Source organism: Alteromonas sp. S167 (assembly GCF_036864375.1).
GTDB lineage: Bacteria > Pseudomonadota > Gammaproteobacteria > Enterobacterales > Alteromonadaceae > Alteromonas.
In genome coordinates this window covers 199,470-212,603 of the sequence record NZ_JAZETR010000008.1, presented here as the reverse complement: position 1 = coordinate 212,603, position 13,134 = coordinate 199,470, and the positions used below count along the sequence as shown (strand labels likewise).

Here is a 13,134-nt window from a genome sequence, read left to right as displayed (position 1 = left end):
TACAAATGCCAAAAAAGGGGGCGAGATGCCCCCTTTTGGTATTATACATAAATCTGTGCGATTAGTGCACTTCTCGCCAGTATTCTTTCTTAAGTAAGTAAACAAATACAAACAATACTGCGATAAAGATAAGTACCCACTTACCGATTTTGTGAGACTCAAGTTTTGAAGGCTCACCTGTGTACTCAAGGAAGTTCACAATATCGGCAACAGCTTGGTCGTACTCGTCAGGAGACATAGAGCCAGTACCATCTGACTTAATACCTACGTAACGCTTAACCATTTCACCGTCAACCATTTGCTCTTCGTAAGTACGCGTCGGCGTACCTTGAAGTGGCTGAAGTACGTGTGGCATACCTACTTCTGGGAAAACTGTGTTGTTCACACCAAACGGACGGCTCTCGTCTACATAGAAAGCGCGAAGGTAAGTGTAAATCCAGTCTTCACCGCGAACACGAGCAACAAGCGTTAGGTCTGGTGGCGCAGCACCAAACCATGTAGCAGCACCCTCTTCAGGCATTGCACGAGTGATATAGTCAGACACTTTCTCACCCGTAAACTGCAAATACTCTTGGCCCAATTCATCAGGAATACCCAAATCTTGGAATGAACGCTGATAGCGCTGATACTTCATTGAGTGGCAGCCCGAGCAGTAGTTCATGAACAATTGTGCACCGCGCTGCAAAGAGGCCTTATCGGTTAAATCGATAGGCGCCTTGTCTAGGTGCACATTTCCACCTGCCGCAAGCGCTACGCCAGGTAGGAAGAAGGCTAAAAAGCACATCAATTTTTTCATTTAGAAATCCTCTCTGGCACAGGTTTAGTGTTTTCGTTTTTGCTGTACAAGAACAATGCAATAAAGAAACCGAAGTACATTACCGTCGCAATTTGAGACGCAATAATTTTCCAGTTTTCTTGTGGTGTACCACCTAGGTAGCCTAGGAAGATAAACACAATAGCAAACACGATTAGGTTTACTTTGTGTAGACCACAACGATAGCGCCACGATTTAACGCGACCACGGTCAACCCAAGGCATTGCGAATAGCGCAGCAATTGCACCAAACATAGCAAGTACCCCGAATAGCTTATCCGGTACCGCTTTCAAAATGGCGTAGAACGGCGTGAAGTACCACACTGGGAAGATATGCTCAGGTGTCTTCAACGGGTTAGCAATTTCAAAGTTAGGATGTTCTAGGAACTTACCGCCCATTTCTGGTGCGAAGAACAAAACATAAGTAAACAATGCTAAGAACACACAGAACGCCACAAGATCTTTAAGCACGATGTGTGGGAAGAACGGCAGTACGTCGTCAGCAATATCGTACTTGCTAGTGTAGTACTCGTGAATTTCGTACTTAGTCTTTTCAGATTCTGGAAGTGAACCTTTCTTGTGTTTGATTGCAATACCGTCTGGGTTGTTAGAGCCCACTTCGTGAAGCGCAATAATGTGTAGGAACACTAGAATTACGATAACCAATGGCAAAGCAATAACGTGCAGTGCGAAGAAACGGTTTAGCGTAGCACCAGAAATTACGTAGTCACCCTGTAGCCATACAACAAGGTCAGGACCCACAACAGGAATAGCACCAAATAGCGATACGATTACCTGTGCACCCCAGTAAGACATTTGACCCCAAGGTAGAACGTAACCCATGAACGCTTCTGCCATAAGTGCTAGGTATATAAACATACCAAACACCCATAAAAGCTCACGAGGTTTCTGGTATGAACCGTAAATCATGCCGCGGAACATGTGCATGTACACAACAATAAAGAACGCCGATGCGCCAGTACTGTGCATGTAACGGATAATCCAACCGTAGTCGATTTCACGCATGATGTATTCAACAGAAGCGAAAGCGCCTTCTGCAGATGGAACGAAGTTCATGGTTAACCAAATACCAGTAACAATTTGGTTTACCAAAACGATAGTAGCTAGGAATCCGAACACATACCAAAAGTTCATGTTCTTTGGAGCAGGGTATTGAAGTGCGTGCATGTTAGCCACGCGCATCATTGGGATGCGTTCTTCAATCCAACCTAGGAAAGCATTCATGTTAAGCAACCTCCGCTTCTGAGCCGATGATAACGGTAGTGTCATCAACGAACTGGTAAGGCGGCACAACCAGGTTTAATGGTGCCGGTACGTTTTCAAATACACGTCCTGCCATATCAAACTTAGAACCGTGGCATGGGCAGAAGAACCCGTCAGGAACCCCTTCAACGATTTCTTCGAAAGCGCCATCTTTAAGGTGCTGTGGAGAGCAGCCAAGGTGCGTACAAATACCTACAAGGATTAGGTATTCTTCTTTCATCGAACGGAAACGGTTTTGAGCAAAAGTAGGTTGCTGCTCAGCTTCAGAGTTAGGATCTTTAAGCTTATCTTCGTGTGTGCCTAGTTCTTCAAGAATTTCTGGCGTACGACGCACAATCCATACAGGCTTGCTTCGCCACATTACACGTACTAATTGTCCAGGCTCAATCCCGCTGATATCAACTTCAACGTCAGCACCGGCCGCTTTCGCTTTGGCACTTGGATTCCAGGACGCAATAAAAGGCACAGCAGCACCAACGACACCTACACCACCAACTACCGACGTGGCAACGGTCAAAAACCGACGACGAGTGTTGTTCTCAGGCTGATTATCGTTTTGTGCAGACTCTTTTGCATCTACAGATACATTGCTCATCCACATTTCTCCAGGTTTGGATAATTATGATGTGTAACACAGGCTTATACTGGTTTTATCACGCTTGTGTCGTTGCATCATATGGCTTGTCATGAAAGCGATATTGCAGTGAAATTTCACTGGATTCCGAATTCACGAAAGTTTACAAAATTTTCGACCGCAAATGATAAAAGAAAAGCCCTTATAAACACAAGGTTTTACTGATATTTAAGCGATAATTTAATACAAAACTTTATTTAAGATCAAAGACGGAAATACCGCAAATCAAGGTTTTGACGCGATTTAACCCAAAAAGGCAGAGGAAATTAAACCTTTGTTATTTTCACAAGGAGCGTAGCTGCTATGCAATTAGGCTACAGGGCAGATGAAGCGTAGTAAAAACGAAAAATAAAAAACCCGGCATAAGCCGGGTTTTTGCAAATACAAAAACGTAAAAATTAACGCTTTGAGAATTGTGGACGCTTACGCGCTTTGTGTAGACCAACTTTCTTACGTTCAACGCGACGTGCGTCACGAGTAACGAAGCCAGCTTTACGAAGTGCTGGACGTAGTGCCTCGTCGTACTCCATAAGAGCGCGAGTAAGACCGTGACGAATTGCACCCGCTTGACCGTTAGAACCACCACCTTTAACAGTGATGTAAACGTCAAACTTTTCAGTCATTTCAACAAGTTCTAGTGGCTGACGAACAACCATGCACTCTGTTTCACGACCAAAGTACTCGTCAAGAGCGCGTTGGTTTACTTTAATGCTACCTGTGCCTGGACGTAGGAACACACGAGCAGTAGAACTTTTGCGGCGGCCTGTGCCGTAGTATTGAGTATCTGCCATGTTAATAGCTCCTTAAATGTCCAAAACTTGTGGTTGCTGTGCGGTGTGCTTGTGCTCTGCACCTGCGTAAACTTTCATTTTACGGAACATTGCGCGACCTAGAGGGCCTTTTGGCAACATGCCTTTAACTGCTTTTTCAATAACCATTTCTGGCTTGTGAGCAATTAGTTTTTCAAAGTTTGTCTCTTTAAGACCACCTGGGTAACCAGAGTGCGCATAGTACATTTTGTCTTGCGCTTTACGGCCTGTTACCGCAACTTTTTCAGCATTGATTACTACAATGTAATCACCAGTGTCCACGTGAGGTGTGTACTCTGGCTTGTGCTTGCCACGAAGGCGTAGTGCGATTTCAGAAGCCAAACGGCCTAGAGTTTTGTTTGTGGCGTCTACCACATACCAGTCACGTTGTACCGTTTCTGGCTTAGCAACAAAAGTTTTCATTTTTCAAATTCACCCGAATAATATCGTCGTTACTGATTTCTGAACACCAGAAATCACCTTAAAATCAACACAATGACCCCTTCGAGCCGGCTGATTCTTCCACCTTCCCAAAGGTGGGCGTAACTGGGCAGGGCGCGAATTATACAGGAATTGTTAGAAATGCGAACCCCTAAAACCAAAAAAATAGGATGATTTTTCAACGAACATCGGTGACTTGGTTTAAAAATTAGTGTAGATTTATATTGTTGTATTTTTAAACAAAAATAAGAAATGAAAAACGTCTTGTACTTCGCCGTGAGTTCGTGGTTGTTGATAACTACTATCAGTTTTTCGCAGGCAAACGAAACGGACGAAATAATCTACACCCGAGCATTTGCCGACAGTGACTACGGACATTATCACGTCTCCGTTTTGCAAGCAGCGCTAAATGCTACGTCTGAATTTGGTACAACGTCAGTCGTTCCTCATCCCCATCCAATGAGTCAAAGTCGGCAACTCGCGTCACTGGTCAAAGGTGATGCTGATGTGATGTGGAGCGTTACAAATCAAACTCGCGAACAAAAACTTATCCCAATTAAACTTCCACTGTTGAAAGGTTTTTCGGGTCACCGCGTGTTGGTTATAAGCCCTGAGCGTCAATCGGACTTCCATCCACAACTCGGTGTAAACAAACTCAAATCAATGACGCTTGTCCAAGGCGTTGATTGGCCTGACCTTGATATACTCCAATATAATGGCTTTACCGTCTCGGGCGAAGATTGGAGTTTATGGTTTCAATCGATGTATTTCATGGTAGAGAAAAATTTAGTCGACGGATTTCCTCGTAACGTTATAGAGGTTCATCGCGATTTGGCACGTCACTCTGATAAAGCTATTGCATTAGAAAAAAATCATCTTCTCCAATACCCAAGTTACGAGTATTTTTTTGTCAGCCCTCAAAATACCGCACTAGCTAATCGTTTGCGTGTTGGACTAATACGCTTGTTAGAAAACGGCGAACTGTCAGCATTATTTGAGGCACAAGAAGGCCATAAAAAAGCAGCATCGATTGTGGAATCACCTTCAAGAACAACCCATGCTTTAAAAAACCCCGCCATTCCTTACGTCCTCGACTACGCGCAATGGGATAAATATGCTAGCGCAGCAATCAAAGCATTACGCGACGAATATAAGCCGGAAAATTAGTTGACTCCCAAAGGGCGCTTAGTCGATTTTAATCTCAAGACTTTGGCCATAGGTCTTTCATAGTTGTAGCGGGTCAGAGGCCAAACTAGTAAATATCGGTTTTATTAGTAAGTGGACATAGGGCGTGAACCACCAACATTAACAATTCATTCACATAAGTTATCCATGTGTATAAAAGTGACTCGCTTTTCTTCCGTCTACTTCACTTTTACTATGAGTACAGTGTATGTAACCGGAGTAAGCGGATGGCAAAGATCCCACGCACAAAGAGTAATGATCATAGCGCCCAAATGAGTCAAACCCGTCGCGAGTTTATTGAAGCTCAAACTGGTACTGCATTGACCCATACCGGTCACTACTCTGTGCCTGAAGAAACGCTTAAAGGGAATATTGAGAACTTCACGGGCGTTGCACAAATACCAGTGGGCTTTGCCGGTCCTATGCACGTAAATGGAGAACACGCTAACGGTGAGTTTTTTGTGCCTATGGCCACGACAGAAGGTACCTTAGTTGCCAGTTATAGCCGTGGCATGCGTCTTACGCGTGAAGCAGGAGGTGTAACTACCACGGTAATTGATGACGCCATGCAGCGCGCTCCTATGTTTGCCTTTAAAGACGCTCGCGAAGCACTCGCGTTTGGTAGCTGGGTAAAACAACATTTTTCAAGCATTAAAGCGGCGTGTGATGCGACAACAAGCGTTGGGCGCTTGCGCGACATCGAACAGCACGCGGTCTCTAAGCTACGCTGGTTAAGATTTAACTTTACTTGTGGTGATGCCGCAGGCCAAAACATGGTAAGTAAAGCCACAAAAGCGGGCTGTGAGTGGATCATGGCAAACTACCCTTTCCCGATTGATCACTTTGTACTAGCCGCTAACTTGGACACAGATAAAAAGCACTCTCACCTTAACTCTCTGCATACTCGCGGAAAACGCGTAGTCGCTGAAGTGACCCTGCCTCGTCAACTGGTTACCGATATAATGCATTGCACGCCAGAAGCACTATATAAGCAGCGCCAGTACTCCAATATGGGGGCCATGATGGCGGGAAGTGTGAGTAATGGTGCTCATTTTGCAAATGGTATAACCGCACTGTTTATTGCTTGCGGACAAGATGTGGCGAATGTAGCGGAGTCCTCTGCCGGGTTTACCTTTGCAGAAATTACGCCTCAAGGTGATTACTATTTTTCAGTTACGATCCCGTCATTGATTGTCGCCACATATGGTGGGGGCACGGGCCTTGCTACTCAAAATGAATGCCTTAGTGTTTTAGGCTGCAGTGGCAAAGGCAGCGTAAACAAGTTCGCAGAAATTGTTGCCGCCACGGTGTTGTGTGGTGACCTGTCGCTAGGCTCCGCCGTTGTCGCAGATGAATGGGTGAGTAGCCATGAACGCTTCGGCCGAAATAGATAACACAGTTGTTTACTGTTGAGTAGTCAAATTGGGGCGTGAGATTACAAAGTACGCTCCAATGCCCATGAAAATAGCAATACCAACGTAAGCTAGCAAAGGCAAGGAAGCAAGCAAACACACCAAGATAAAACTAATAAGCATACTACAACAGGCAATGCATTTTACTCGCTTAGAAATGGCACCGTGACGTTTCCAAGCAACTAAATTATCACCAAAGCGAGGATGCGTTAACAACCATACTTCAAGTTTTGGCGATGACTTGGCGAAACAAAACAAAGCGCCAATGAGGAAAACCGTAGTTGGCAACACAGGTAAAAAAGCACCCACAATGCCAATTGCAGTCAGAATTAAACCACCGAGAAGATAGATTGATTTCCCCATAAAACAGCCACTCAAACATGTCATCGATACAAGTTTTACTCACTAATAGACACATTAATATGCGGTCGGACGCAATTACAACGTAGCGAGCTCTCTTTTGAAAAGAATAGTTTATTTTTACATTAGATGCACAAAGCTACCGATATACTTTTTATCTTTTTGAGATCATATTTGATAACACGCGGTAGTGCTCTAATGTGTTACAAGCAAACAATGAAATATGTGGTGGACAAACTAAGGGTCTAAGGGCATTGCTTTCACTTGCTGCCAAAGGGCTTCCATTTCATCAAGGGTAAGTGAATTTAAGTCATCACCTTTAGTGTGTGCTAATTGCTCTACGCCTTTAAAACGGTTGGCAAACTTATGGCTGGCTTTTCGAAGTGCAGTATCTGCATCAACGTTTAAATGCCGCGACAAGTTCACCATCGCAAAAAGCGCATCACCAATTTCTTCTTCAATAGCGGCATGATTGTTTTCTATCCCAACTTCTTGGGCTATTTCATCTACCTCTTCACGTACTTTCTCCAGTACGGGCGTAACTTCTGGCCAATCAAACCCCACTTTTGCACAGGCTTTTTGCAACTTTTGTGCGTGCATTAATGCAGGCATACCCGATGGCACATTATCAAGAATACTGATATTGGCATTTTCTTTCTCATGCACTGAGGTACTTGATTGGCTTTGTTGCTTTGCTAGCTTTTCTTGCGCCTTTATGGCGTCCCATTGCGCATTAAGCGATGCGTGGCTGAGTTTTTGCACTGTTGAGCCGAGATTGTTGTCACCGTCGCCGAAAACATGAGGGTGTCGCCTAACTAACTTGTCGCTAATACCGCGCGCCACATCATCGAAATTGAACTCACTTTGTTCGCTAGCGATTTGTGCGTAAAACACGACTTGAAACAGAAGGTCACCAAGTTCATCTTTGATATCGCCCATGTCACCATTGGCAATGGCATCGGCCACTTCATACGCTTCCTCTATGGTGTAGCGCGTTAAACTTTCCATGGTTTGTTCAACATCCCAAGGGCAGCCTGAATCTTTGTCGCGCAGCTGCGCCATTATGGCCAGCAAGCGCTGCGTTTCAGTAAGCATTAGTTTGCTTTTCTTAGTTTCGCTTTCGTTGTGCATCTGTTACGCCTTTTAGCTGCCTTAAGCGTGTAAGCACCTTCGACACAGTGTCTAAATCTTGTACTTCAATTGAAATAGTAATTAGCGCGGTCTGTCTGTTTTTATCGCTTAAGCTATTCACGCCAAGTAACGGCACGTTCTCATTTGCCAATACAGTAGTGATATCACGCAGTATACCGTTTCTGTCATGGCAGAAGATATCAATACCCGTTTCAAAGCCCACTTTCAGCGCTTCAGACCAATTCACTTCTATTTGACGTTCGGGGTGCTGTGACAACAAATGCTGAAGCTGGTCGCAACTTTCTTTATGCACGCTAACACCACGGCCTTGCGTGATATAGCCTAAAATAGGTTCACCGGGAACCGGCTTGCAACAGTTGGCAAGTTGACTCATTAAGTGGCCAACCCCCTGCACTACTACAGCATCTTTCTTGCCCGAACCCGCTGCGGATTTGCGTGTTTTTACCCTTGGGCTTATTTCTGGCTCTTCAGGTACAGGCTCTTGTAAGTGGTGAATATAATTAATCACCTGCATTACCCTAACGTCACCAGCGCCTACTGCGGTATATAGGTCATCAATATTTTGAACGTTAAACTTGTCTATTGCCTCGTTAGGCACTTTTGCCGGTAAGTGGGCACGGTGAAGTTCGCGTTCTAAAAGCTCTTTACCAGCGGCAAGGTTTTTGTCTCTGTCTTGCTTTTTAAAGAAAGAATGAATGGTAGCGCGAGCGCGCGAGGAATGTACGTAACCTAGGCCTGGATGCATCCAGTCTCGACTGGGGTTTGGCTCTTTACCTGTTAGCACTTCAATTTGATCGCCGCTTTGCAGCAAATAAGTAAACGGCACAATGCGCCCGTTAACCTTGGCGCCAATACAGCGGTGACCCACATTACTGTGAATGTAGTAAGCAAAGTCTAGCGGTGTTGCGCCTTGCGGTAAATCTATTACATCGCCTTTTGGCGTAAACACGTACACGCGGTCATCAAACACCTGACTGCGCAGTTCTTCCACTAAATCGCCCGACTCAGCCACTTCTTCTTGCCACGCTAATATTCGGCGAAGCCAGTTGATGCGCTCATCGTAGCCCGATTGTTTACCCGTGCTGCCTTCTTTGTACTTCCAGTGCGCCGCTACACCAAGCTCTGCGTCTTGGTGCATTTGCTGTGTTCTAATCTGTATCTCTACCGACTTACCTTCAGGCCCCACAATAACGGTATGAATAGACTGATATCCGTTTGGCTTTGGAGTTGCAATATAGTCGTCGAATTCAGCTGGCAAATGCTTATAGCTGGCATGCACCGTGCCCAGCGCGGCATAACAGTCTTGTAGGCGTTCGGCAATAATACGAACCGCTCGAATATCGAAAAGCTGCTCAAACGTAAGGCGCTTCTTTTGCATTTTCTTCCAAATGCTAAAGATATGTTTGGGGCGGCCATACACTTCGGCGCGAATATGTTCGTTGTCTAATAGCCCCTGAAGATCATCAACGATGGTATCAATGTACTGAGCGCGGGCCTTGCGCTTGCCATCAAGCTGCTGCGCAATTTGTTTGTAGGTTATGGGGTGAAGGTAGCGAAAGGCTAAGTCTTCTAGCTCCCATTTAAGCTGGCCAATACCTAAACGATTTGCTAATGGTGCATAAATGCTGGCGCACTCGCGGGCAACCATTACACGGGTTTCTTCGTCGGCTTTTTTGACCTGCTGTAGGGCGCAAATGCGCTCTGCCATTTTAATAACAACGGCGCGCACATCTTCCACCATTGCCAGCAACATTCGACGAATACTGTCGATATGTTGTTCGTCTGACTTCTCGGCAAAACCAGAGCCGCTTACTTTTCTAGCGTGCAGCGTTTTAATGGCGTCCATTCTGCGTACGCCAACAATAAGGTCGCGTATCTCACCGCCAAACTCTTCATAGATATCGTCTTCGTTTAGTGCATGCTGTTCGCAGTACGGAAAAACCAGCGCAGCCTGAAGCGTGGCATCATCCATGTTCAGCTGACACAGTATTTCTACCATTTCCTGCCCCACCAGCAGTCGCTCTGGAATAGCGGAAACCGCGCTTAATTTGTGTTTGGTTTCGTCAGCTAAACCAAGACTGTCTAACCAGGCTTCAAACGGTGGCCTGTCGGCCTCATGCACTTTTCTTGTCGATACCATATCCGTTACTCGTTACCGCGATACTGCTGTGAAGAGCGCCATCATTTCCATGTGATGAGTGAAAGGAAACATTTCTACCGCTCCAGCTTTTTCAATAGTAAAACCGCCTTCAAGCAGCACTTTTGCATCTCTTGCGAAAGTACTTGGGTTGCAAGAAACATACACTATCGCTTTTGGCATTGCTTTTACAAGGGCATGACAAACCGTCAATGCACCATCTCGCGAGGGGTCTAGCAATACTTTGTCAAAGCCTTGTGAAAGTGACTGCTCAACGTTCGTTTCATCTGCTAAATCTAAATGTAACCACTCTACGTTTTCAATGCCTTGTGCTGATGCATTAACTTTTGCCCTTTGCACCATTTCGGCCACGCCCTCGACAGCTTGAACGTGCGCCCCCGTTTTCGCCAGAGGCAGGGTAAAATTACCTAACCCGCAGAACCAGTCGGCCACCCGCTCGTCGCTTCCCACATCAAGCCATGAAAGCGCTTGATGGATCATTTGTTCGTTCACTGCCTTGTTTACTTGAACAAAGTCATTGGCTGAGGGAGATAGCCAAAAACCGTCAACGGTGTATATTTTTGCGCTTGACGCAGTATCGCGAAGAGACTCAGATTGTGTGGCGTCATATAACGAGCGAATTGCACCACGCTTGTTTTCTAATGAAAGCGTAAAGCACTGCTCTTTGGCCAGTGCGATAAGTGTATCTAACAACAAAGGCTCAAGAGGCTTGGTGTGTTTGATTGTAACCCACGCCGTATTCGTGTTTTCATTACTGTCGGTTTCCATCAAACTAATATGCCCGATGTATTTTGCACTATCAAAGCCTGATATACAGTTTTGCAACAAGCCAGGAAGTGTAGTGAGTGTGGGCGTTAATATGGGACATGTGTTTACATTAACCACTTTATTACTGCCGGCCTCGCGAAAACCCAGTTTAACGTTATCAACATTACGCGCATCAATAGCGAGCCTTGCTTTACGACGATACTGTGGACGTTCGCCAGACAAGGGTTTCTGCCATGCCGATGCTGACATCGACAACTGGCGCTCCATCATCTCACGTAGCGCGGTATCTCGTTGTAACAGCGCAGCTTGTGGCTCAATATGCTGCAACTGACATCCACCGCACTGCTCAAATACAGGGCAAAATGGTTCAACGCGATGTTCAGATGGTGCGACAACGTTAACCGTAGTCGCTTGTGCAACCGTCTTTTTAACGGACAGTATTTCAACGTCACACTGCTCTTTTGGCAACGCACCTTGCACAAAATAGGTGGGATTGCCGCGTGAAACTCCCTGCCCCATCCAATCCAAAGTATCAATTGAGATAGAGACTATATTCTCACTAGTTTTACTCTGTTGACCTTTTTTATCGACGATGTCGGTTCGCTTTGTCGCAATCGATGATTTTTTTGCAAAACGTAATCCGGCAACCTGAGCATTGGCATTTGCCCCTTTTTTAACGCTAGATGATGATGCACTTTTCTTGCGCGATTGTTTAAAAAGGTTTGCCAAGGAATATCTCCGGATAGTTGCCGTGCATTGATTATAGGCGTTTAGGTGTAATAAAAATGTGCGCTGTATGACAACGTTTAGTCTGACTCAAGTATAACGGTAGCAACGGCATAATGCTGCTCATCTGAAATACTCACTGCACTACGAGTAATGCCTCGAGCCTCACATTTTGCTTTAAACGCGCCGTTAAACACCAGTGATGGTGCGCCAAGTTCGTTATTGCGTACTTCAATATGCTGCCAGCTAATGCCGTTACCGATACCGGTTCCAAGTGCTTTCACGGCGGCTTCTTTGGCTGCAAAACGCTTAGCTAAAAAGCGAATAGGCGAACTATGCTCTATAAACTGTTGCCACTCAGCGGGTGTTAAAACGCGTTTGGCTAAACGTTCATTCACTTCGTCGTTTTTACCTAAACGCGCAATTTCAACAATGTCTGTCCCTAAGCCAGCAATTGCCATAGTTCATAGTTACCTTATGTTAGATACCAGCTCGCGCTTCAAGCATTAGTTTACGCATATCTGCCACGGCAGTATGTAAGCCGTCAAACGCTGCTCGAGCGATAATAGCGTGCCCAATATTTAACTCAATAAGCTGAGGAATAGCGGCAATTGGCTTCACATTATGATAGTGCAAACCATGGCCAGCGTTCACTTTTAGCCCCAAGCTGTCGGCATATTCAATGCCTTCAACCAAACGTGCTAGCTCTTTATTTTGCTCTTCCTCGCTGGTCGCTTCTGCGTACTGACCTGTATGTATTTCAATATACGGGGCGTTGCATTTCGCAGCAGCGTCGATTTGTGCTTTGTCAGCATCAATAAACAACGACACAAGAATGTTCGCGTTCGCTAATCGGTCACAAGCGGCTTTGATAGCATCGAAATTACCGGCAACATCAAGCCCACCTTCGGTGGTAAGCTCTTCACGCTTTTCTGGTACTAAACAGCAAAATACTGGCTTTACTTCTTCAGCAATGGCCAACATTTCATCCGTTACTGCCATTTCTAGGTTAAGGCGAGTATTAATGGTTTGCGCAAGAATTCGTACATCGCGATCTTTAATATGGCGGCGGTCTTCACGAAGGTGCACCGTTATGCCATCGGCTCCAGCGCGTTCAGCGATATCTGCGGCATGCACTGGGTCTGGATAATGGGTTCCGCGCGCGTTGCGCAATGTTGCAATATGGTCGATGTTAACGCCTAGAAGTATCGTACTCATTTCATCACCTAGCATTGAAGACGCTGACGTATCAGCCTCATAAGTTAATAGAGTTGTGTTGAACCAGTTAGACACTGAAAGAAGTAGCCGCTGGCCTCAAAACGAATGAGCGGATTGTAGCAAACTTTTTACTTTCTAGGGGTACAATTACGACCCTACCTACTTGTGTTAAAA

At 45.4% G+C, this 13,134-nt stretch carries 13 protein-coding genes; 2 read left to right on the top strand and 11 right to left on the bottom strand.

The features are described 5' to 3' along the window. Nucleotides 1-61: 61 nt before the first annotated feature. The 5 genes from V7R35_RS13720 to rplM all read right to left on the bottom strand — a co-directional run bounded on the left by V7R35_RS13720 (nucleotide 62) and on the right by rplM (nucleotide 3,963). Nucleotides 62-796: a cytochrome c1 gene (locus tag V7R35_RS13720; RefSeq protein WP_334015465.1), complete on the bottom strand. Its 735-nt coding sequence runs from the start codon at nucleotides 794-796 to the stop codon at nucleotides 62-64. Beyond that, nucleotides 793-2,058, bottom strand: a complete 1,266-nt coding sequence (locus tag V7R35_RS13715) for a cytochrome b (protein WP_334015463.1) — start codon at nucleotides 2,056-2,058, stop codon at nucleotides 793-795. The genes V7R35_RS13720 and V7R35_RS13715 overlap by 4 nt, the downstream gene beginning before the upstream one ends. Nucleotide 2,059: 1 nt before the next feature. Next, complete coding sequence (gene petA, locus V7R35_RS13710; RefSeq protein ID WP_334015462.1) at nucleotides 2,060-2,692, bottom strand: ubiquinol-cytochrome c reductase iron-sulfur subunit; 633 nt, start codon at nucleotides 2,690-2,692, stop codon at nucleotides 2,060-2,062. Nucleotides 2,693-3,129: 437 nt separating this feature from the next. After that, a complete protein-coding gene (gene rpsI / locus V7R35_RS13705; RefSeq protein ID WP_014948330.1) occupies nucleotides 3,130-3,522 on the bottom strand; it encodes a 30S ribosomal protein S9 in 393 nt (130 codons plus the stop codon). A 12-nt stretch (nucleotides 3,523-3,534) separates the two neighbouring features. After that, nucleotides 3,535-3,963 carry a 50S ribosomal protein L13 gene (gene rplM, locus V7R35_RS13700; RefSeq protein WP_334015461.1) on the bottom strand — a complete coding sequence of 143 codons (429 nt, stop codon included), beginning with the start codon at nucleotides 3,961-3,963 and terminating at the stop codon, nucleotides 3,535-3,537. Between the two features lie 270 nt (nucleotides 3,964-4,233). Here rplM and V7R35_RS13695 point away from each other — a divergent pair, with 270 nt between their 5' ends. Together V7R35_RS13695 and V7R35_RS13690 are read left to right on the top strand one after the other, a co-directional pair. Then, a complete protein-coding gene (locus V7R35_RS13695) occupies nucleotides 4,234-5,148 on the top strand; it encodes a hypothetical protein (protein WP_334015460.1) in 915 nt (304 codons plus the stop codon). A gap of 245 nt (nucleotides 5,149-5,393) precedes the next feature. Then, nucleotides 5,394-6,560, top strand: a complete 1,167-nt coding sequence (locus tag V7R35_RS13690; RefSeq protein WP_334015459.1) for a hydroxymethylglutaryl-CoA reductase — start codon at nucleotides 5,394-5,396, stop codon at nucleotides 6,558-6,560. Nucleotides 6,561-6,569: 9 nt separating this feature from the next. Here V7R35_RS13690 and V7R35_RS13685 read toward each other — a convergent pair whose 3' ends face one another. From V7R35_RS13685 to pdxJ, 6 genes are all read right to left on the bottom strand, one after another. Next, on the bottom strand, nucleotides 6,570-6,941 hold the full coding sequence (locus V7R35_RS13685; RefSeq protein WP_334015457.1) for a YbaN family protein: 372 nt from the start codon (nucleotides 6,939-6,941) through the stop codon (nucleotides 6,570-6,572). Nucleotides 6,942-7,175: 234 nt separating this feature from the next. Further along, on the bottom strand, nucleotides 7,176-8,069 hold the full coding sequence (gene mazG, locus V7R35_RS13680; protein WP_334015455.1) for a nucleoside triphosphate pyrophosphohydrolase: 894 nt from the start codon (nucleotides 8,067-8,069) through the stop codon (nucleotides 7,176-7,178). Then, the gene (gene relA, locus V7R35_RS13675; RefSeq protein ID WP_334015454.1) at nucleotides 8,047-10,230 is read right to left on the bottom strand and encodes a GTP diphosphokinase; all 2,184 of its coding nucleotides are present in this window, start codon (nucleotides 10,228-10,230) and stop codon (nucleotides 8,047-8,049) included. The genes mazG and relA overlap by 23 nt, the downstream gene beginning before the upstream one ends. 12 nt (nucleotides 10,231-10,242) lie before the next feature. Then, nucleotides 10,243-11,745, bottom strand: a complete 1,503-nt coding sequence (gene rlmD / locus V7R35_RS13670; RefSeq protein WP_334015453.1) for a 23S rRNA (uracil(1939)-C(5))-methyltransferase RlmD — start codon at nucleotides 11,743-11,745, stop codon at nucleotides 10,243-10,245. Between the two features lie 77 nt (nucleotides 11,746-11,822). Further along, nucleotides 11,823-12,203: a holo-ACP synthase gene (gene acpS / locus V7R35_RS13665; RefSeq protein ID WP_334015452.1), complete on the bottom strand. Its 381-nt coding sequence runs from the start codon at nucleotides 12,201-12,203 to the stop codon at nucleotides 11,823-11,825. Nucleotides 12,204-12,222: 19 nt separating this feature from the next. Next, nucleotides 12,223-12,960 carry a pyridoxine 5'-phosphate synthase gene (gene pdxJ / locus V7R35_RS13660; protein ID WP_334015451.1) on the bottom strand — a complete coding sequence of 246 codons (738 nt, stop codon included), beginning with the start codon at nucleotides 12,958-12,960 and terminating at the stop codon, nucleotides 12,223-12,225. Between the last annotated feature and the right edge of the window lie 174 nt (nucleotides 12,961-13,134).

Coding starts and splice junctions, on each gene's coding strand:
- V7R35_RS13720 (WP_334015465.1), bottom strand. CDS start 796: ATGAAAAAATTGATGTGCTTTTTAGCCTTCTTCCTACCTGGCGTAGCG.
- V7R35_RS13715 (WP_334015463.1), bottom strand. CDS start 2,058: ATGAATGCTTTCCTAGGTTGGATTGAAGAACGCATCCCAATGATGCGC.
- petA (WP_334015462.1), bottom strand. CDS start 2,692: ATGAGCAATGTATCTGTAGATGCAAAAGAGTCTGCACAAAACGATAAT.
- rpsI (WP_014948330.1), bottom strand. CDS start 3,522: ATGGCAGATACTCAATACTACGGCACAGGCCGCCGCAAAAGTTCTACT.
- rplM (WP_334015461.1), bottom strand. CDS start 3,963: ATGAAAACTTTTGTTGCTAAGCCAGAAACGGTACAACGTGACTGGTAT.
- V7R35_RS13695 (WP_334015460.1), top strand. CDS start 4,234: ATGAAAAACGTCTTGTACTTCGCCGTGAGTTCGTGGTTGTTGATAACT.
- V7R35_RS13690 (WP_334015459.1), top strand. CDS start 5,394: ATGGCAAAGATCCCACGCACAAAGAGTAATGATCATAGCGCCCAAATG.
- V7R35_RS13685 (WP_334015457.1), bottom strand. CDS start 6,941: ATGGGGAAATCAATCTATCTTCTCGGTGGTTTAATTCTGACTGCAATT.
- mazG (WP_334015455.1), bottom strand. CDS start 8,069: ATGCACAACGAAAGCGAAACTAAGAAAAGCAAACTAATGCTTACTGAA.
- relA (WP_334015454.1), bottom strand. CDS start 10,230: ATGGTATCGACAAGAAAAGTGCATGAGGCCGACAGGCCACCGTTTGAA.
- acpS (WP_334015452.1), bottom strand. CDS start 12,203: ATGGCAATTGCTGGCTTAGGGACAGACATTGTTGAAATTGCGCGTTTA.
- pdxJ (WP_334015451.1), bottom strand. CDS start 12,960: ATGAGTACGATACTTCTAGGCGTTAACATCGACCATATTGCAACATTG.